At 49.1% G+C, this 15679-nt stretch carries 15 protein-coding genes; 8 read left to right on the forward strand and 7 right to left on the reverse strand.

Annotated features, from left to right (window positions below):
* Nucleotides 1-32 precede the first annotated feature (32 nt).
* The gene (locus tag ACXAGC_RS01435; RefSeq protein WP_474841761.1) at nucleotides 33-1136 is read left to right on the forward strand and encodes a Gfo/Idh/MocA family protein; all 1104 of its coding nucleotides are present in this window, start codon (nucleotides 33-35) and stop codon (nucleotides 1134-1136) included.
* On the opposite strand, the gene ACXAGC_RS01440 is transcribed toward ACXAGC_RS01435, so the two are convergent.
* Complete coding sequence (locus ACXAGC_RS01440) at nucleotides 1133-1396, reverse strand: Rho termination factor N-terminal domain-containing protein (protein WP_474841763.1); 264 nt, start codon at nucleotides 1394-1396, stop codon at nucleotides 1133-1135. The two genes, ACXAGC_RS01435 and ACXAGC_RS01440, sit on opposite strands and share 4 nt — an antisense overlap.
* 211 nt (nucleotides 1397-1607) lie before the next feature.
* On the opposite strand from ACXAGC_RS01440, the gene ACXAGC_RS01445 reads away from it, so the two are divergent.
* Entirely contained in the window at nucleotides 1608-2339 is a 732-nt protein-coding gene (locus ACXAGC_RS01445) for a MauE/DoxX family redox-associated membrane protein (RefSeq protein ID WP_474841765.1), read from the forward strand.
* On the opposite strand, the gene ACXAGC_RS01450 is transcribed toward ACXAGC_RS01445, so the two are convergent.
* Nucleotides 2331-3458 (reverse strand): hypothetical protein, encoded by a 1128-nt coding sequence (locus tag ACXAGC_RS01450; protein ID WP_474841767.1) that lies wholly within the window; start codon nucleotides 3456-3458, stop codon nucleotides 2331-2333. The genes ACXAGC_RS01445 and ACXAGC_RS01450 overlap by 9 nt on opposite strands.
* Before the next feature lie 301 nt (nucleotides 3459-3759).
* On the opposite strand from ACXAGC_RS01450, the gene ACXAGC_RS01455 reads away from it, so the two are divergent.
* Together ACXAGC_RS01455 and ACXAGC_RS01460 are read left to right on the forward strand one after the other, a co-directional pair.
* Nucleotides 3760-4320 carry a BON domain-containing protein gene (locus tag ACXAGC_RS01455; RefSeq protein WP_303572199.1) on the forward strand — a complete coding sequence of 187 codons (561 nt, stop codon included), beginning with the start codon at nucleotides 3760-3762 and terminating at the stop codon, nucleotides 4318-4320.
* A 341-nt stretch (nucleotides 4321-4661) separates the two neighbouring features.
* Entirely contained in the window at nucleotides 4662-5447 is a 786-nt protein-coding gene (locus ACXAGC_RS01460) for a siderophore-interacting protein (protein WP_474841769.1), read from the forward strand.
* 12 nt (nucleotides 5448-5459) lie between these two features.
* Here the strand turns inward: ACXAGC_RS01460 and ACXAGC_RS01465 are convergent, their stop codons facing one another.
* The 4 genes from ACXAGC_RS01465 to ACXAGC_RS01480 all read right to left on the reverse strand — a co-directional run bounded on the left by ACXAGC_RS01465 (nucleotide 5460) and on the right by ACXAGC_RS01480 (nucleotide 7452).
* Nucleotides 5460-5888 (reverse strand): hypothetical protein, encoded by a 429-nt coding sequence (locus ACXAGC_RS01465; protein WP_119502924.1) that lies wholly within the window; start codon nucleotides 5886-5888, stop codon nucleotides 5460-5462.
* A 107-nt stretch (nucleotides 5889-5995) separates the two neighbouring features.
* A complete protein-coding gene (locus ACXAGC_RS01470; protein ID WP_474841772.1) occupies nucleotides 5996-6445 on the reverse strand; it encodes a hypothetical protein in 450 nt (149 codons plus the stop codon).
* An 89-nt stretch (nucleotides 6446-6534) separates the two neighbouring features.
* Nucleotides 6535-7095: a CBS domain-containing protein gene (locus ACXAGC_RS01475; RefSeq protein ID WP_119502926.1), complete on the reverse strand. Its 561-nt coding sequence runs from the start codon at nucleotides 7093-7095 to the stop codon at nucleotides 6535-6537.
* Between the two features lie 57 nt (nucleotides 7096-7152).
* A complete protein-coding gene (locus ACXAGC_RS01480; protein ID WP_474841775.1) occupies nucleotides 7153-7452 on the reverse strand; it encodes a hypothetical protein in 300 nt (99 codons plus the stop codon).
* A gap of 260 nt (nucleotides 7453-7712) precedes the next feature.
* On the opposite strand from ACXAGC_RS01480, the gene ACXAGC_RS01485 reads away from it, so the two are divergent.
* From ACXAGC_RS01485 to ACXAGC_RS01500, 4 genes are all read left to right on the forward strand, one after another.
* Complete coding sequence (locus ACXAGC_RS01485; RefSeq protein ID WP_474841777.1) at nucleotides 7713-10115, forward strand: TonB-dependent receptor; 2403 nt, start codon at nucleotides 7713-7715, stop codon at nucleotides 10113-10115.
* Between the two features lie 150 nt (nucleotides 10116-10265).
* On the forward strand, nucleotides 10266-11132 hold the full coding sequence (locus ACXAGC_RS01490) for a DUF2608 domain-containing protein (protein WP_474841779.1): 867 nt from the start codon (nucleotides 10266-10268) through the stop codon (nucleotides 11130-11132).
* 5 nt (nucleotides 11133-11137) lie between these two features.
* A complete protein-coding gene (arfB, locus tag ACXAGC_RS01495; RefSeq protein WP_474842383.1) occupies nucleotides 11138-11551 on the forward strand; it encodes an alternative ribosome rescue aminoacyl-tRNA hydrolase ArfB in 414 nt (137 codons plus the stop codon).
* Nucleotides 11552-11690: 139 nt separating this feature from the next.
* Entirely contained in the window at nucleotides 11691-13196 is a 1506-nt protein-coding gene (locus ACXAGC_RS01500; protein WP_474841781.1) for a S10 family peptidase, read from the forward strand.
* A 93-nt stretch (nucleotides 13197-13289) separates the two neighbouring features.
* On the opposite strand, the gene ACXAGC_RS01505 is transcribed toward ACXAGC_RS01500, so the two are convergent.
* Nucleotides 13290-15623, reverse strand: a complete 2334-nt coding sequence (locus ACXAGC_RS01505; RefSeq protein ID WP_474841783.1) for a glycosyltransferase family 61 protein — start codon at nucleotides 15621-15623, stop codon at nucleotides 13290-13292.
* Nucleotides 15624-15679: the final 56 nt, after the last annotated feature.

Genomic DNA, 15679 nt, shown 5'->3' on the forward strand with positions numbered 1-15679 from the left:
AAAACGGGCAAAAATCAAACAACAGGGCAATCATGTCTACACTCCACCGTCGCCAGTTCGTCAAGCTCGCCAGTTCCGGTTTGCTCATCGCATCAGCAGTGCCGGTTTCCTCTGCGCTTGCTTTACCCCGCCCTTCGAAAGACAAAGTGGGTGTTGCCCTGCTGGGATTGGGTAACTACAGCACCCGTCTGCTTGCCCCGGCGCTGCAGGCCACCCGCCACTGTGAACTACGGGGTATTATTACCGGCAGTCCGGAGAAGATACCAGAGTGGCAGTCAAAGTATGGTATCCCTGATAAGAATACGTATACCTACGGGACAATGAATGACATTGCCAATAACGATGACATCGACGTGATTTATGTGGTCACCCCCACGGGTACGCATAAAGATTTCTCCGTTATGGCTGCCAACACTGGCAAGCATGTGTGGTGTGAAAAGCCTTTTGCTATGGATGAGGCCGAATGTCAGGCTGTGATTGATGCCTGCAGCCGCAACAAAGTGATGCTTTCTATCGGGTATCGCATGCAGCATGAACCGAATACCCGTCATTTTGCGGAGTATCATTTACGACAGCCGTTTGGTGCTTTCACCGGTTTTGAAAGTTATGCGGGCTACGCAGGTTCCGGCCGTGAAGCAAGCAACTGGCGAATGCAGAAAGCTATGGGTGGTGGTGCGCTATACGATATGGGGGTGTATGCCATTAATGGCACCCGATTCATCAGCGGCAAAGAACCTGTAGCGGTGAGCGGGTATCACGAAAAGTCTCATCCTGACATATTCAAAGAAGTGGACGAAACCACCATTTTCACCATGGAATTTGCCGATGGTACCCAAGCTGACTGTGGTGCCAGTGTTGTGCGGGGCTTCAATTATTTCAAAGCAAACTGCAAGGAGGGCTGGTATCAGCTCAAACCTATGCAAAGTTACTCAGGCGTTACGGGTACGGCCAGTAATGGTGAAACCTTACCTCCGATAAGTGCCATGCAACAAACACTGCAAATGGACAATGATGCCAGGGCAATTCTGGGCACCGGCCCCGCATTGGTTACGGCCGGGGATGCATTGCGTGATGTGAAGATCATCAACGCCATATTTGAGTCCGCTGAGACAGGAGAGCAAGTGCTTCTGGACTAATGTTTGCGCAGAGCGTCTATAAGTTCTGCTTTATTCATCCGGGAGCGGCCACTGATTCCAATTTTTTTAGCCTGCCCGTACAGGTCTTTCTTCGTCCGGTCTTCATATTTTTTGCTTGTGCCACCTTTCTCAGACGGATGCAGGCTGTCATTGGCCTGTGCATTAGAAATTCTTGCAGCCTTTTCTTTGCTGAAGCCTTTATCCCTAAGCGCTTCGTACTGTTCGTCGTCTTTAATCTGGCTACCGTGATTTTTTGTCATCAATTTATCCTCAACATATAAGTTTCCGGCACACATACCTCATTTGCATACATCACTCGTTGATACCCGAAGACTTGCTCACTGGTTTAATCCCGGACTGACAAGACCTGTCACGCATCTTTACGGATCAAAATACGGTGATGCTGCGTAGCAGTACTGAATCCCGACCGGATCGCCTTTTGAAAACTGCTCATTGAACAAGGGAGGATACATGGCAAAAGTTGCACAGCTCTATCGCATGGTTACAGACAAGCATATTTGTCCTTTCGGCCTGCGCTCAAAAGATTTACTTGAGCGGGAAGGGTTTCATATTGAAGACCACAAACTGACCTCGCGGGAAGAAACCGATAAATTTAAGCAGAAGCATGATGTAAAAACCACGCCGCAAACCTTCATCGATGGTCAGCGTATTGGCGGCTATGATGATTTGCAGGCATACTTCGGCAAAGGCGACACGCCGCAATCCGGTACAACCTACACACCGGTTCTGGTGATTTTTGCTGTTGCATTATTACTGGCTTTCGCCGTACAGAGCCTGCTGATGACACACTTTTTCAGTGTTCGTACACTTATGCTGTTTATTGCCTTTTCCATGACCTTACTGGCAGTACAGAAGTTACGGGATCTCTTCAGCTTTACTAACTCGTTTATCACCTATGATTTACTGGCGATGAAGCACTTACGCTACGCCTACCTCTACCCCTTTCTGGAAGCTTTCGCCGGCATAGGCATGATTGCGATGTTGCCAGTGTGGCTGATTGCCCCCATTTCACTTTTCATGGGGTCGGTAGGCGCGGTTTCAGTTTATAAAGCCGTTTACGTGGACAAGCGTGAATTGAAATGCGCTTGTGTTGGCGGTGACAGCAACGTGCCCTTAGGCTTTGTATCCTTGTCTGAAAATCTGTTCATGATTTTCGGCGCACTGTTGATGATTTTACTCTGAAGCAGAAGGCGGGCCTGACTCTGTGCGACAAGGTTGATAGGAGGGGTCAGCAGATTTATCAGCGGCCTCTTTTATCAGGGCTGAAATAGCGTCTTCTTCACTGGATTGCTGCAATGCATTAAGCCAGGTATAAAACAGTGCATGGTCATGCATCATCAAATCCAGAGCATCCGCAAGACGCGGATTCTCCGGTGTTGCATCAGCTTCCATTTCTTCTCTGACAGCATCAACCATCGCCATGTTGCCCTGCTTCGTATAAATATCGAGCTCTATATCATGACCAATTAATTTTTCTAACTCTAGTGGCGCTCTTGACACCATATCTTTTGCAGCCGCAATGCATGCACTGGCAACAGCTGGCTCGTCAGCCCTGCTCCCGCACCATGTTTTGAGCAGATTATATTTGTACGTACCGGCGGCCCATTTACCCATCGCATAAATCACTGCACCTTCAAGAGATGCCACCTGCTCAGCTATCACGGAATCCAGCGCCAGGGAGACGAACCGTGCATAATGATTAGAATAGCTTTTGGCCTGCACCATATTTTCAAGGGATGCCAGTACAGCCTCATGATCATTCTGCTTTATATGAAATAACACAAGGTTCAGCCAGGTTTCACCATCATCACGGCCACCCTCTTGTGCCTGACGCACAAGCGTACGGTTACATACTGAGTGGGAACCGTTCATACTGCAAAGTCGCAATGTTTCCCGAAGTGCATCTGTATTACGGGGATATTCAGACAAAAATGATTGCCAGGCATTCATCGCAGCCTCACCCTCAGAGCTGGTCATCATGAGTGCAGTCAGGCGTGATTGCTCACTCTCTGAACTGAGGTTTTCTGCATAAAAGGCTTCTATTTTCTTTTCAATCAGCGTGTAGTCGTCGGGACTCAACCGCGTACAGGAAGGAAAACTATCAAATACAGGCTCCGGCTTTTCAGTGCTTTCATCTTGTTCTGCTGTGACCGGAGGTTGCGGCTCTTCCGCAGGCGTGTTTATCACTTTTGTTTGTGGAAGCCGGGCAGTGCTATTAGCCGGTTTATCAGGTTTTAAAAAGAAGACAACACCGGCAAGGATGACTAAAGCAAGTGTCAGTATTATTCCGTATTTTTTCACCAACCGGTTCCGTGGCAGCAAACTGTTTAACACAGCTTACTGAATGACAGGAAAGGGATAAAGTAATAACTTGTTTCCTCCTCTAACCATAGTCAGTTATCTAAGTTTGTGTATGAAAATATAGACACACTGGCAGGTAAAATTTTCCCACACGGATTCTCCTCCTTTTTATCACACCGGATTAAACACCATAAAAAAACCTTAAAAACCAGTGCAATAACATCATATTTAGTACAAAAGTATAATCTGGCACGCCACTGGCATTATTGTTTGCAACAGACAACGAACAGGAGAACAGAGTATGAAACGGATAATTCCCGCTTTGACAATGACAGTCATGACTGTGTTCTCAACGTCACTTCTTGCTGAAGGGATTTCAGCCTCGCCAACGCAATCTGCGACGGATGATGCAATTGCAGGCAAGGTAGAAGCGGCACTCTTGTTTAGTGGTCAATTCGATACGATGGATATTCGCACGGATGTGAGCAAAGGACAGGTTATTTTAACCGGCAAAGTTAACAGTGAAGTTAACAGGGAACTCGCACAGGAAGTTGCGGCGTCACTGGATGGCGTAGTATCAGTTGAAAACAAGTTGGATGTTGTAAAGCCTGCATTACTGGAGGGTGACCTTGTCACCTTGCTCCATGGAGTCAGGGATGCGCAAATGGTGTCGTTGATACGCACACAACTTTTGCTGGAATCCGGACTGTCAGGCGACGACATTGATGTCCATGCTTTACGAGGGATTGTAACCCTTACCGGCAAGGTTGAATCGCTCACAGAGCGCGATTTGATCATAGCCATTGCAAAGAACACTGATGACGTTGTTGACGTTAAAAGTGAACTGTCTGTTGACAGTTAATCTCCCCTCCAGGCCTTTCCCGGCCTAACCAAAACCTCTGATTTTCTCCCGCCATTTGGCGGGAGCTTTTTTTGGTATCGGGAATACTACGCAGATATAGTTTTTCATGTCGAATAAAGCAGCAGTCAGTCCTATATTTAAAATCACAAAACAACAGAGTGCTTTCATTGTTTTGTTTCCATGTGTATTCCTAAATGTCTTTTGCCGGAACCTTTGTGTTCCGGCTTTTTTTTCATTCTATTTTATCGGTTATACAGATACCCACCATTCGTAACAATGCGTTGTCTTTAAGAATTGTTCTCATTTAAAATGGTGGTGAATTAATAGAAGAGAAAATAAGTATGGAAAAAAGACAGCCAAGACAACCCGCCTGTCTCACAGTAAAAGACAACATTGCAATTACTCCTCACATGCGCCGTATCACCGTGACCGGCGATGCCCTGAAAGCTTATCCCGATATCGATACAACAGCATACGTTAAGTTACTTTTTGATTTTGATGGTAATCCCTTGTCAGTGCCACCGGCGTCCTTACAAGATGCGCAGCTTCGCACGTATACCATCCGTCAACTGGATCGCAGCAACGGCACTATGGATATCGACATGGCGCTGCATGGTGAAGGCGTTGCAAGCGGCCCGGCTTCACACTGGGCAAAAAGTGCAGCACCCGGTGATCAAATTTGTGTAGGCGGACCGGGCAGCTCCAAAGGTCTGGCAGACAGCTTCGACTGGGTATTATTCGCCGGCGATATGACATCCCTTCCGGCCATTTCTACCTACCTGGAAAAACTGGAGCCGCAAACACAGGGTTATGCCGTCATCAAGGTTACCACCGCAGATGATATCCAACCTCTGGAGAAACCTGCCGGCGTAAACGTAATTTGGGTAACCGGTGCAAACAGTCTTGCAGATGAAGTGGCAGCACTGAGCTGGCTTCCGGGTACACCGGCTGCCTGGGTAGCCTGTGAGTTCTCAGATATGCGGGCACTGCGGCAGTTACTGGCTAAAGAAAGACGTATCCCCCACGACCAGCTATATATCAGCAGTTACTGGCGTGAAGGCCGGTCTGAAGACCAGCATAAGGTGGATAAGCGTAAAGATATGGAAGAATACGAAGCCGGCGCCTAGCCAACCTTCAGGCTAACGATGATACTGTTCTTCCTCTGTATCGTTAGCCGCATGAATATGCCCTTTGATATCCACGAAGGGCATAGCATCCCCTGCACGCATATCCTCAAGATAATCTGTGAGATATAAAATCCCTGCCAGGTTGTGACACACCGTTACCGGTACGGCATTCAAATGAAAGTTGAAGCGGTTCAGCCACTCAGAAATCAACCGGCTGTCGCCATCTGACAACGCAAACAGTAAATGGTACAGGCGTATTAAAGCGACCTGAACTTCACACTCCTGCGACGTTTCCTCAAACCCCACATACAAACTCTGATCCAGAGCCACTTCTGAAATACCCAGTAAATTCGCGGCTTCCAGACGTGTCATGCCCATAGATTCATAAGCCATTACATAGGCTTTCATCACTACTGCCGGTGACGTTCCCATTGCATGCATACCCGACACTCCTCATTTTTCACTGATATTAAACAGTGACCTGCGAGAAACGTTCCAGTTTATGAATTTTTACTGTAAAGGGGGCTTTTAAAAGAAAATAGAGAGGATTACAGCACAGAAGCGGGAAGATGAGCACAGAATACCTGTTCTGATTGCGCAGACGTTGAAAAGCCCGCGTCTTCGAGCCAGGCCTTTGCTTCAGAATACGTTGTGAAAAAATCGTACTCAACGTCAAGGCTGTCATACATTCTGGTGAGCTGCATGCGCGCGGTAACGCTCACTGAGGATTCAGCTGTTACGATAGCCACTTTTTTCAAACCTAAGGGCACAACCGCAGCTATCCGCACACCAAGCACACGCTCAGCATCGGGAATAAGCAGGCTTTCGCCACGCAGTATCACAATATCAGACCATGTGTCTGCTTTTAACAGCTGACGTTCAATCCGGTAAGCTTCACCAAATGCCACCACGCATTCAGCATTCCAGGGCCCGTATGCCTGAGTCAGCATGATATTGCCTGATAATGCTATATCGAACTCACCGTGAACAAACTTCATAATTTTTACTGAGGGTGATGAAAACGGCGGAATTATACCAGAAAACCGGTGGCACAGTAATCTGTGCCAGCCGGTTTATCCGGTCCGTGTCAGGCTGCAATGACGCTGGAAAGCGCCGAGAATGACGGTTGTGCTTGTATATCAAGGGGAAGACGTAACTCTCTGGCAATATCACTCACACTTATAATGCCACGAATCACGTGTTCCTTGCGGTCAATCACCAGACAATGCTGCTGGCCGTTGTCTTTCAGTGTTTCGATAATATCTTCCACTGTCGCCTGCTGGATCTGTTCGTAATCGAATGACTGCAAGGCTGACTTTGGCTGCATAAAGTCCGCCGCGATAAGATCGCTGCGGGACGTGCCCAGGGCAACTTTCTGCATGATACGCTGCTCGGTAAGGTCAGCCAGTGTCACGATACCCGCGAACTGGTCGTTCTTATCCAGCACAATTTTCATTTTCACATGGGACTGTTTCATCAGATGCTCCAGTTCCGTCGCTTTAGCATCGTAATCGATTACCAGCGGAACGTGCTCTTTGAAATCAGTAAAAACAGCACTCGCAGGCGATTGCAGGGTCAATCGGTTTTGCGCTGCTGGCCAGGCGAGTTTATCGACATTTTCGGTTTTGAATAAGGGTAATACGTGCATGATAATTTCCTTTGTTTATTTGATCATGGATGGCCCGCAATAGCGGGAACATAAACATCAGGAAAATACCGGTGGCCCTCTGATACTGTAGGCCTGAATGAGGCCCCGCAAAGGGATCAACCGGATATCTGCATATTCGCTGAACGGCTGTATGACGATGGCGTTACGAACAGCACTTAAAATACCGTTACCACTGTCTGATTCGGCATCGGCGACGGTATTCTTAGTAACTTCAGGCACCTGCCCGTCACTGGCTGACATGACTGCGGCTGATTTTGCGCCCATAGCAACATCACTGCTATCACCCAAAACGGGTAGCAGAGTAAGCAACCATAGTGCAACAGCCCAGAAACGCATCGTGTTCTCCATTGATGTGAGTCAAAAAATTACCGGCCCACACTATAAACATACGATGATTTTCAAAAATTCAAACTACACTTCAGCGCAATAATCGGATACTCATCGCGTTTCGGCAAAACATAACGCCGGTGAATAACCCTGATTTTTAGTCGGGTATTCGCTACCAAAGTACCATTCCGGTTACCACTATAAGTTAATTTTCTGTAAACATCGTCTACTCTAACCTGTGAGAAAGCACAAAAAACCGGATGCTCACCATGACTGAAAAAACATTTAGAAGAAGCTTTATCGCACTGACCGTAAGCTCAGTTTTGCCACTGACAGCACACGCAGCGGTACACTGGGACGAGCAGGAATTAATTGAGGTAACAGGGCAAACCCCGTTATCTGCTTACAACGACGATAACTCACAGGTGAATGCCACCCTGGGGTCAAAAGATATTAATCTTGCCAACGGTGGGTCACTGGCAAGGTTACTGGACAGCGAATTGCTTTCAGTGTCGATTAATGATGTGACGAACAACCCTTTTCAGCCCGATGTGCAATACCGTGGTTTTACCGCTTCGCCTTTACTGGGACTACCTCAGGGTCTGTCGGTGTATCTGAATGGTACCCGCTTTAACGAGCCTTTTGGTGATACGGTAAACTGGGATCTGGTCCCCATGACTGCGCTGGACAGCGTGAGTATTGTGAGCGGTGCTAATCCGCTGTTCGGCCAGAACACACTGGGGGGCGCATTGTCCCTGCGAAGTAAAACCGGCTTCAGCTTTACAGACAACAAGCTCACCGTACAGGGCGGTAATTTCGGCCAGAAAGGCGCTACCGTTGAAAGTGGCGGCAATAATGGTGAGTGGGGCTATTACGTCAATGCCAGTTTTTATGAAGAAGATGGCTGGCGGGATTTCTCCCCCAGCGAAGTAAAGCAATTATTTGGTACGCTGAGCCGTCAGACCAAAGACAGCCGTACACAATTAACATTGTCTCTTGCCGACAACGATCTGATTGGTAACGGAGCGATCCCGGTAGACCTCATTCCTTATGAGGGCCGCGACGCCATTTACACCCGCCCTGACCAGACAATGACTAACCTGACCTTTGTCAGTCTGAATCACGAATGGGACCTCAGCGATTCCGTTGAGCTTGCCGTTAACGTTTATTACCGTGAAAACGAAATTGAAACCTACAACGGTGATGACAGTGATTATGAAGAGTGTGAAACCGAATTCGGCGAGACGCTCTGCGAGGAAGGTGACGAAGACGACGATGATGATGACGAGGCAGAAGAGGCCGCCGTCGATGACGATGACGACGATGACGACGATGACGATGAAGAAGGTGATACGCCGGTCCAGTTCGTTGGTTATCTGCCGGAAGTGCCTCTGGAAGACATCAGCGATATAGACCCTGATGAACTGGACGGCACAGCCAATACATCTCTCACTCAAAATCGCAGTTACGGTGCCAGTTTTGAGCTGAGTGGCACCAAAGCCGGCGATAACATTCACAACTGGGTATTTGGTGGTGGTTTAGACAGAGCAAACATTGATTTTAACAGCCGCACTGAGTTTGCCATTCTGGCCAACGACACCGCTGAAGATACCCGTGGCGTAACAGGTATCGGTGTTTATGATGCCGGTTCTGAGGTTTTCCTGAGAACTGATGTCACCCACTATCATTTGCTGTTAAGCGATACCATTACCCTGACTGATGAATGGCAAGTGTGGATTTCTGGCCGCTTCAACCGCTCTGAAATAAAGATGATGGATCAAGTTGAAACCGGCGAAGGCTCACTGAACGGCGACCATACGTTTAACCGGTTTAATCCTTCCGTTGGCGTGCAGTACCACCGGGATGCCCTCACACTAACAGCCAGCTACAGTCAGTCATCACGTACGCCAAGCCCGGCAGAACTGTCCTGCGCGGACGAAGACGATCCCTGTAAACTGCCTAACGGCTTTGTGGCCGATCCACCACTGGAACAGGTTGTCACAGATACTCTGGAGCTGCGCCTGGCATGGGCTGAAGATAACCTGGAACTGGCCGGTGCGGTTTACCACAGCGACTCTGAAGACGATATTATTTTCCAGCAAGCCGGTGACCGCCCTTCCGTGGGTTACTTTGTGAATGTGGACAATACCCGTCGTCAGGGTGCCGAAGTTGCAGGCCGCTATCACTTTGACACGCTTTCTCTGGGCGCCAGCGCGAGCTACCTGAAAGCCACTTTCGAGTCTGAGTTTACTTCTTTCAGTCCGCAAAACCCGCTGGGCGGCAATCGTCAGGTACAGGCCGGTGACCGTATCCCGGGCCAGCCAGCTTTCCAGACAGGATTTGATGCAGACTGGCAGGCAATGGAAAACCTTACCCTGAGTGCTACCGTTAACTACACCGGCGGACAATACTTCCGCGGCGATGAAGCTAACGAAAACCGTAAGCTGGGCGGATACACGCTGGTTGATGTATCAGCTTCCTGGCAGTTGTCAGAGTCGCTGGAACTGGGCCTCCGCGTAGACAACGTGTTCGACAAAGAGTTTGAAACCTTCGGGACCTATGGCGAAGCCGATGAAGTGCTTGAAGGCATTTATGACGATGTGGAATCCACAGAATTCGTTGGCGTCGGACAGCCCCGTACGTTCTCAGCTTTCGCCAGTTGGGTGTTCTGACCTCACCTGTCACTAAGCAATACACAGACAGCCCCGGTAAATTTGTTTTACCGGGGCTTTTCACTCCTGAAGACAACCTGATAAAGTAATGGGCTTTGCCATTTTAAATTGTTATTTTTCATGTTGAAGCAACGGATTTACTCATCATTAATGCCACTGATCGTGGCGGCAACCTTATCAGCCTGCAGTGCCACTCCACCGCCCCCGGTATCCGGCTCTGCGACCATTACGGAAACAGCAGATTTCGCTGAAGTTAACCTGGCTGTAGAAACTCTGAATGCCCGCTACGGTGCGGCGAATGTACTGATTGTGTCGGATATTGATAATACCCTGCTGACCAGCGCCTCCGACCTGGGTGGCGATATCTGGTATCAGTGGCAACGGGGAAAGCTGGATGTAAAACCCACACCGGCCCAGAAAGTATCGTGTTTGTTTGAAGATACCATCGGCATGTTATATGAACTCAACCCGATGACAGTCACCGACCCGCTGGTACCCGAAATTGTGGCCAGCTGGCAGCTTGCGGGCAATACGGTGATGGCACTGACATCGCGGGATCCCCGCTACCGCTCAGCGACCGAACGGGAACTCAAAAGTAACGGCATCGAACTTGGTCAGTCTGCTCTGACGCTGGAAAACGGCGTCATGCCGGAATACCGCCACCAGATGGACCGGGAGCTGACTTACAGTCAGGGCGTAATGATGACCACCGGCATGGACAAAGGAAAAATGCTGCACTGGATCCTGGATAAAACCGGCAGACATTTCGATGCCGTGATTTTCATTGACGATTCACGCAAGAATATCGACAACATGTATACCGCCTGGAAAGACGGCAACACAGATATGGATATTTTTTATTACACCAGTGTTGAAGATGCCAGAATTGCCCGTCACGGTAGCGTACTCACCCAAGCGCAGGCGGATAAAGTGGCTGCAGACTACGATAAGCTGAATAAAACCCTGCTGGACGTGTTTCCGGGCCGTTCAGATGGTCTGTGTCTCACGGTGAACTGATGGCAATGCTGGAAATCACACCGTCCCTGCGTATTGATGAAGCCGAATTGGAGATGACGGCTATCCGCGCGCAGGGTTCGGGGGGACAGAACGTCAATAAGGTGAGCAGTGCTATTCATTTACGTTTTGATGTGAACGCCTCCTCGCTGCCGGACAATATAAAGTCCCGTTTGTTGTCGGTGGCCGACACCCGGCTGACGTCTGACGGCGTGTTTGTGATTAAGGCGCAAAACTTCCGCACTCAGGAGCAAAACCGGCAGGACGCACAGGCACGTCTGATTGAGTGGATTGCTCAGGCGACAAAAGTGCAGAAAAAACGCAGGCCGACACGCATCGGCAAAGGCGTTAAACAGCGCCGTGAAACCTCTAAGAAACAACAAAGTGAGCGTAAACAGATGCGCAAAAAAGTGGACTTCTGATCCCCTGCTCTGCTGCACAACTGTAATTAGCCGCACCCACAGGTAAAGATAAAGATTCCCCCTGTACGCCCGTTTCCGGCTGTGATTATCTTATTGTTTTGTGCCGGTATGGCACGGGTTCAACAACCGGAATATAACAATGAAAATACTTTTCCTCGCCGGAATGCTGGCTGCAAGCCTGTGTTCTCCTGTCTTCGCCGCAGACAAACCTGCTGAGAACACGAAGACGAAAGTCCCTGAACTGACGTCCTTTGTCACCAAACATAAAGGTAAGTTTAACGGCAAAACTGTCTCATACACTGCGACGGTGAGTAATATGCACCTGACTAACAAAGAGGGTGACGTGACCGGCGATGCAGTGACAACGTCCTATGTGGCAGAATCAGATGAAAACCGGCCGGTTACCTTTGTTTTTAACGGTGGTCCGGGCTCATCTTCGGTATGGCTGCACATGGGTATTTTCGGCCCTAAATATGTGGAAGTACCCAGCGATGCACAGGATGCAGGCAATGCGCCTTACAAAATTCTTCACAACCCGTTAAGCCCGCTGGATAAAACCGATTTAGTGTTTATTGATCCCATCGGCACAGGCTTCAGCCAGCTTGCCGGAGAAGGCACGGCTAAAGATTTCTGGAGCATTGCTGCCGATGCTGAAAGCGTCAGTGCAGTGGTAAAGCAGTGGATAGCGAAAAACAACCGCTGGAATTCACCTAAGTTTATCGTCGGTGAGAGTTACGGTACCACCCGTGCCGCCGCCATGCTGCCGTATCTTAACGACAGAAAAAGTCCCCTGCGCATCAACGGCCTTATTCTTATCAGCCAGGCACTGGATTACGCCGGCAGCACCCCGGAGGCCGACAACATGATTTCATTTGTGACCTACCTGCCAACAATGGCAGCGACGGCCTGGTATCACGGGAAAATAGACAAGAACAGTATTTCACTGGAAAAACTGGTGGAAGATGCAAAAGCGTTTGCCACTGACGAATACCTGCCGGTTCTGTTTAAAGGCTCAGCCCTGACTGCTGCAGAATTCGATAAAATCGCAGCAAAACTTGCCTATTTTACCGGATTGAATGAGACGCTGATCAAGCGGGGTAACCTGCGTGTGGATGCGACCCGTCAGCGCAAATTGTTACTGGCAGACCAGGGCATCGCACTGGGCCGCAGTGACTCCCGCTACACCATTGATGAAATTGACGATCTGGACATCACGCCCAAGTATGACGCCTCAAGCACTGGTGTTTCCGGTGCCTACAATGCGGCACTCAGACACTATCTGATGAATGATTTAAAAGTCACCTGGAACAGAGATTATCTGGTCAGCAACCGTGATGTAGGGCGCAACTGGGTGTACTACCGCGATTCAGGCAGAGAACCTCATACAGTCAATACCTCTGCAGATCTGGCTGAGGGAATGCGGGTTAATCCGTCTATGAAAGTGATGCTGGCCAGTGGCTACTATGACTACGCTACGCCACTGTTTGACGGCGATTACACTTTCGGCCGTTACGGTATTGATAACAGTCGCGTTATCAAACACAACTACGAAGCGGGCCATATGATGTATCTGCACAAGCCGGACATGGAAAAACTGGCGAAAGATATCAGCGCTTTTTATGACGACATGAAAGGCAATCCCTAATCAACGCAGGGATTGCCTGTATGTGTTGATTCAGATGTCCGGCGAAAAACCGCCGGGCATCCCTGTCCAGTGTCACTGGCAGTGTTTACAAGCTCAGTTTTTCCAGTTAACGGGAAGGTCCAGCTTACCCTCACCTATCATCACGTTAACCTTCTGCTCAAAGCGGTTGAGATATTGTTTCGTCGCCGGCTTTGTGGCCAGCGCAGTGGCATACTGCCTGTAGTAACGCACCACATCCCCGGCTGAAGCCTGCCTTAAAGCAGGCACATCAAGGGTTTCGCATTTAAGGCGTTCAGCAAGAAAATCTGCCAGCGCATCCGCATCAAGAAATGACAACGCACTGCCGTGAGCGGCACTGTTTTGCTTTGGCGGCACATACAAAGACTGCAATTCAACCAGATCACCAAAAAAGGCCACATCCTGACAGCGTGCAGTTAATAACGGCCGGAACAGCACATCAGTCTGATTGCGCCGTTGCAGCACAGTAATTTTTGCCTGGATTTCGCCCATCAGCTCGAGCACATGCAAAGCCGCTCCTTCGGCAAATACGATTTCTTCTGCGCTTTTGTAGTATTTCAGCTGAGTCACAATATCTGCGCTCTCAGGCTTAAAAATAGTGAAGCCCTGCCGCGCCATGAACGCAGCAAGATAACCTTCTCCGGCAAATGCTCCTCTCATGAGGAATGATTCACGGCTGACGTATAAACGCTTTGGAAGAGAAGGATCCGCCACCACCCCCGATGCTTTTTCACGTGCAGTTAAAAAAGACAAATATTCCGCTGAAACTGGGTTCCTTGCGCGGAAAAAACTCTGCTGGGGTGAGACCCACAGTGATTCCGTACGAATATTTTTACCGGGTAAGACGATATTTTTTTTACTTACTCCAAGATATTCGAGAACTTCGTAAAAACGGGGAGGCAACACCGCTTTTTTAATAAATGATTTTTGTCTGAACCTTTGCGGCAGGAAGATAACCGGCATGTCGCCGTAACTTTGTCTTATCTGCTGTAGCGGTGCCAGACGATGAACCGACTCTGCCAGAAAATGCCCGAAGTTACTGAAAACCGGACCGCCGTAGAAGAACTCTCCCTTCTTAATTGCGTGTGTTTCAGGCTGAGCAGCTAAAAACTCCCCGTCAGTCACGTTTTGAGGAACAGGATCCTCAGAGCGGGCATTGGAACACCGGAACTGGGCGGCGAATTGAGGTACTTCCTGCGCAGAGCGGATCCCGCCTTTGACAATCCCCGGATTGGATCCCGGGCCTTGTCTGATAATCTCTGCCCGTTTCACGCAGGCCAGCTTCCCTTTAACCGGTTTGATTCCGGCCAGTGCACTGCGTCCCGACAGTGCGTCTTTCAGGCGCTTAACCGTGCCGGCTGCAAGCATCTTTCCTTTTCCCAGCACATAATGAATACCTTTAAGGCGAAACTGCGCTCTAAGCTGCGCGTCCTCTTCAACAAATTCCGCCGAAGAAATAACAGATGCAAGAGACCGGAAAAGACCGGGCTTGTCCTGCTTCAGTTGTTGCAGCATATCGCTGACAACAGAACCGTTCTCCTGCTGATCCCGCACTGGTAAAGCTTCAATTTTTTCATGCGCCCCGGCTAACCATTCCCACTCATGTTCGCTAAGCAGCGAACTGAAACCGGAGGCAGTCGAAGACAACTGGCTTTTATAGTCTGCCAGCAAGTCGTCATCAATGAGCCGGTAACGTGATTTGCCATCACTGACTGACTGCAAATAAGCATCCAGCTCAGCCTGCACAGCAGAGATTGGAAATTGATTTAACCAGCGTTTTAATTCCAGTGCCGGATATGAGTATGAAGTGTTGATTGCGCCCCTGCCTGTGTCTGCCGGCATATCAATATCCAGCACACCAAGTAAGTCCTGAATGATGCTTCCGTTGTCTTCAGGCAACTTAAATGCGAAACAGTGAAAACAGGACGGACTGACCCGCTTCTGAAGACTCTGCAATCGCTGCCACTGCCCGAGATTCAATCTCCTGCCGGCGCTAAAGGGCTTCGTATTGCCGTGTCTTTTCACCGACTGATTATAAATTGAGAGCTGATACTCGATGGGATTACGAATAAAGCAAAGGATCTCAACATCGGGAAGCGCATCGACAATGTCTGTGGCAATTCTGAAAAAGGACTCTGAACTGAACAGTAATATTTGATGCTCAGGCGAAGCGTGAAATTTATTGATAACAGCTTTCAGTTTTTGCGCATCGAGCGCCAGTTTCCCGTGCTCATCAACCCTACAGACAACTCTGGCATTCCCTGAACTGATACCATTCCCGTCTATGTCGTGTTTCGGATAATCCACCCCGAGACGGGAAAGGGTATCGCGACGGGAATGAAGAAAATGTTGGATCGCCGAACTTCCTGTTTTCGGAGGACCAATATGAAAAATAACGCGCTTACTCAATACTTCTGCTCTATCCGGTTTGAACGGCGCAATATTAGCACATCCCTGTTTGAGGT

This window comes from Alteromonas sp. AWJ4_197 (assembly GCF_056160285.1).

Coding starts and splice junctions, on each gene's coding strand:
- ACXAGC_RS01435 (WP_474841761.1), top strand. CDS start 33: ATGTCTACACTCCACCGTCGCCAGTTCGTCAAGCTCGCCAGTTCCGGT.
- ACXAGC_RS01440 (WP_474841763.1), bottom strand. CDS start 1,396: ATGACAAAAAATCACGGTAGCCAGATTAAAGACGACGAACAGTACGAA.
- ACXAGC_RS01445 (WP_474841765.1), top strand. CDS start 1,608: ATGGCAAAAGTTGCACAGCTCTATCGCATGGTTACAGACAAGCATATT.
- ACXAGC_RS01455 (WP_303572199.1), top strand. CDS start 3,760: ATGAAACGGATAATTCCCGCTTTGACAATGACAGTCATGACTGTGTTC.
- ACXAGC_RS01460 (WP_474841769.1), top strand. CDS start 4,662: ATGGAAAAAAGACAGCCAAGACAACCCGCCTGTCTCACAGTAAAAGAC.
- ACXAGC_RS01465 (WP_119502924.1), bottom strand. CDS start 5,888: ATGCATGCAATGGGAACGTCACCGGCAGTAGTGATGAAAGCCTATGTA.
- ACXAGC_RS01470 (WP_474841772.1), bottom strand. CDS start 6,445: ATGAAGTTTGTTCACGGTGAGTTCGATATAGCATTATCAGGCAATATC.
- ACXAGC_RS01475 (WP_119502926.1), bottom strand. CDS start 7,095: ATGCACGTATTACCCTTATTCAAAACCGAAAATGTCGATAAACTCGCC.
- ACXAGC_RS01480 (WP_474841775.1), bottom strand. CDS start 7,452: ATGCGTTTCTGGGCTGTTGCACTATGGTTGCTTACTCTGCTACCCGTT.
- ACXAGC_RS01485 (WP_474841777.1), top strand. CDS start 7,713: ATGACTGAAAAAACATTTAGAAGAAGCTTTATCGCACTGACCGTAAGC.
- ACXAGC_RS01490 (WP_474841779.1), top strand. CDS start 10,266: ATGCCACTGATCGTGGCGGCAACCTTATCAGCCTGCAGTGCCACTCCA.
- arfB (WP_474842383.1), top strand. CDS start 11,138: ATGCTGGAAATCACACCGTCCCTGCGTATTGATGAAGCCGAATTGGAG.
- ACXAGC_RS01500 (WP_474841781.1), top strand. CDS start 11,691: ATGAAAATACTTTTCCTCGCCGGAATGCTGGCTGCAAGCCTGTGTTCT.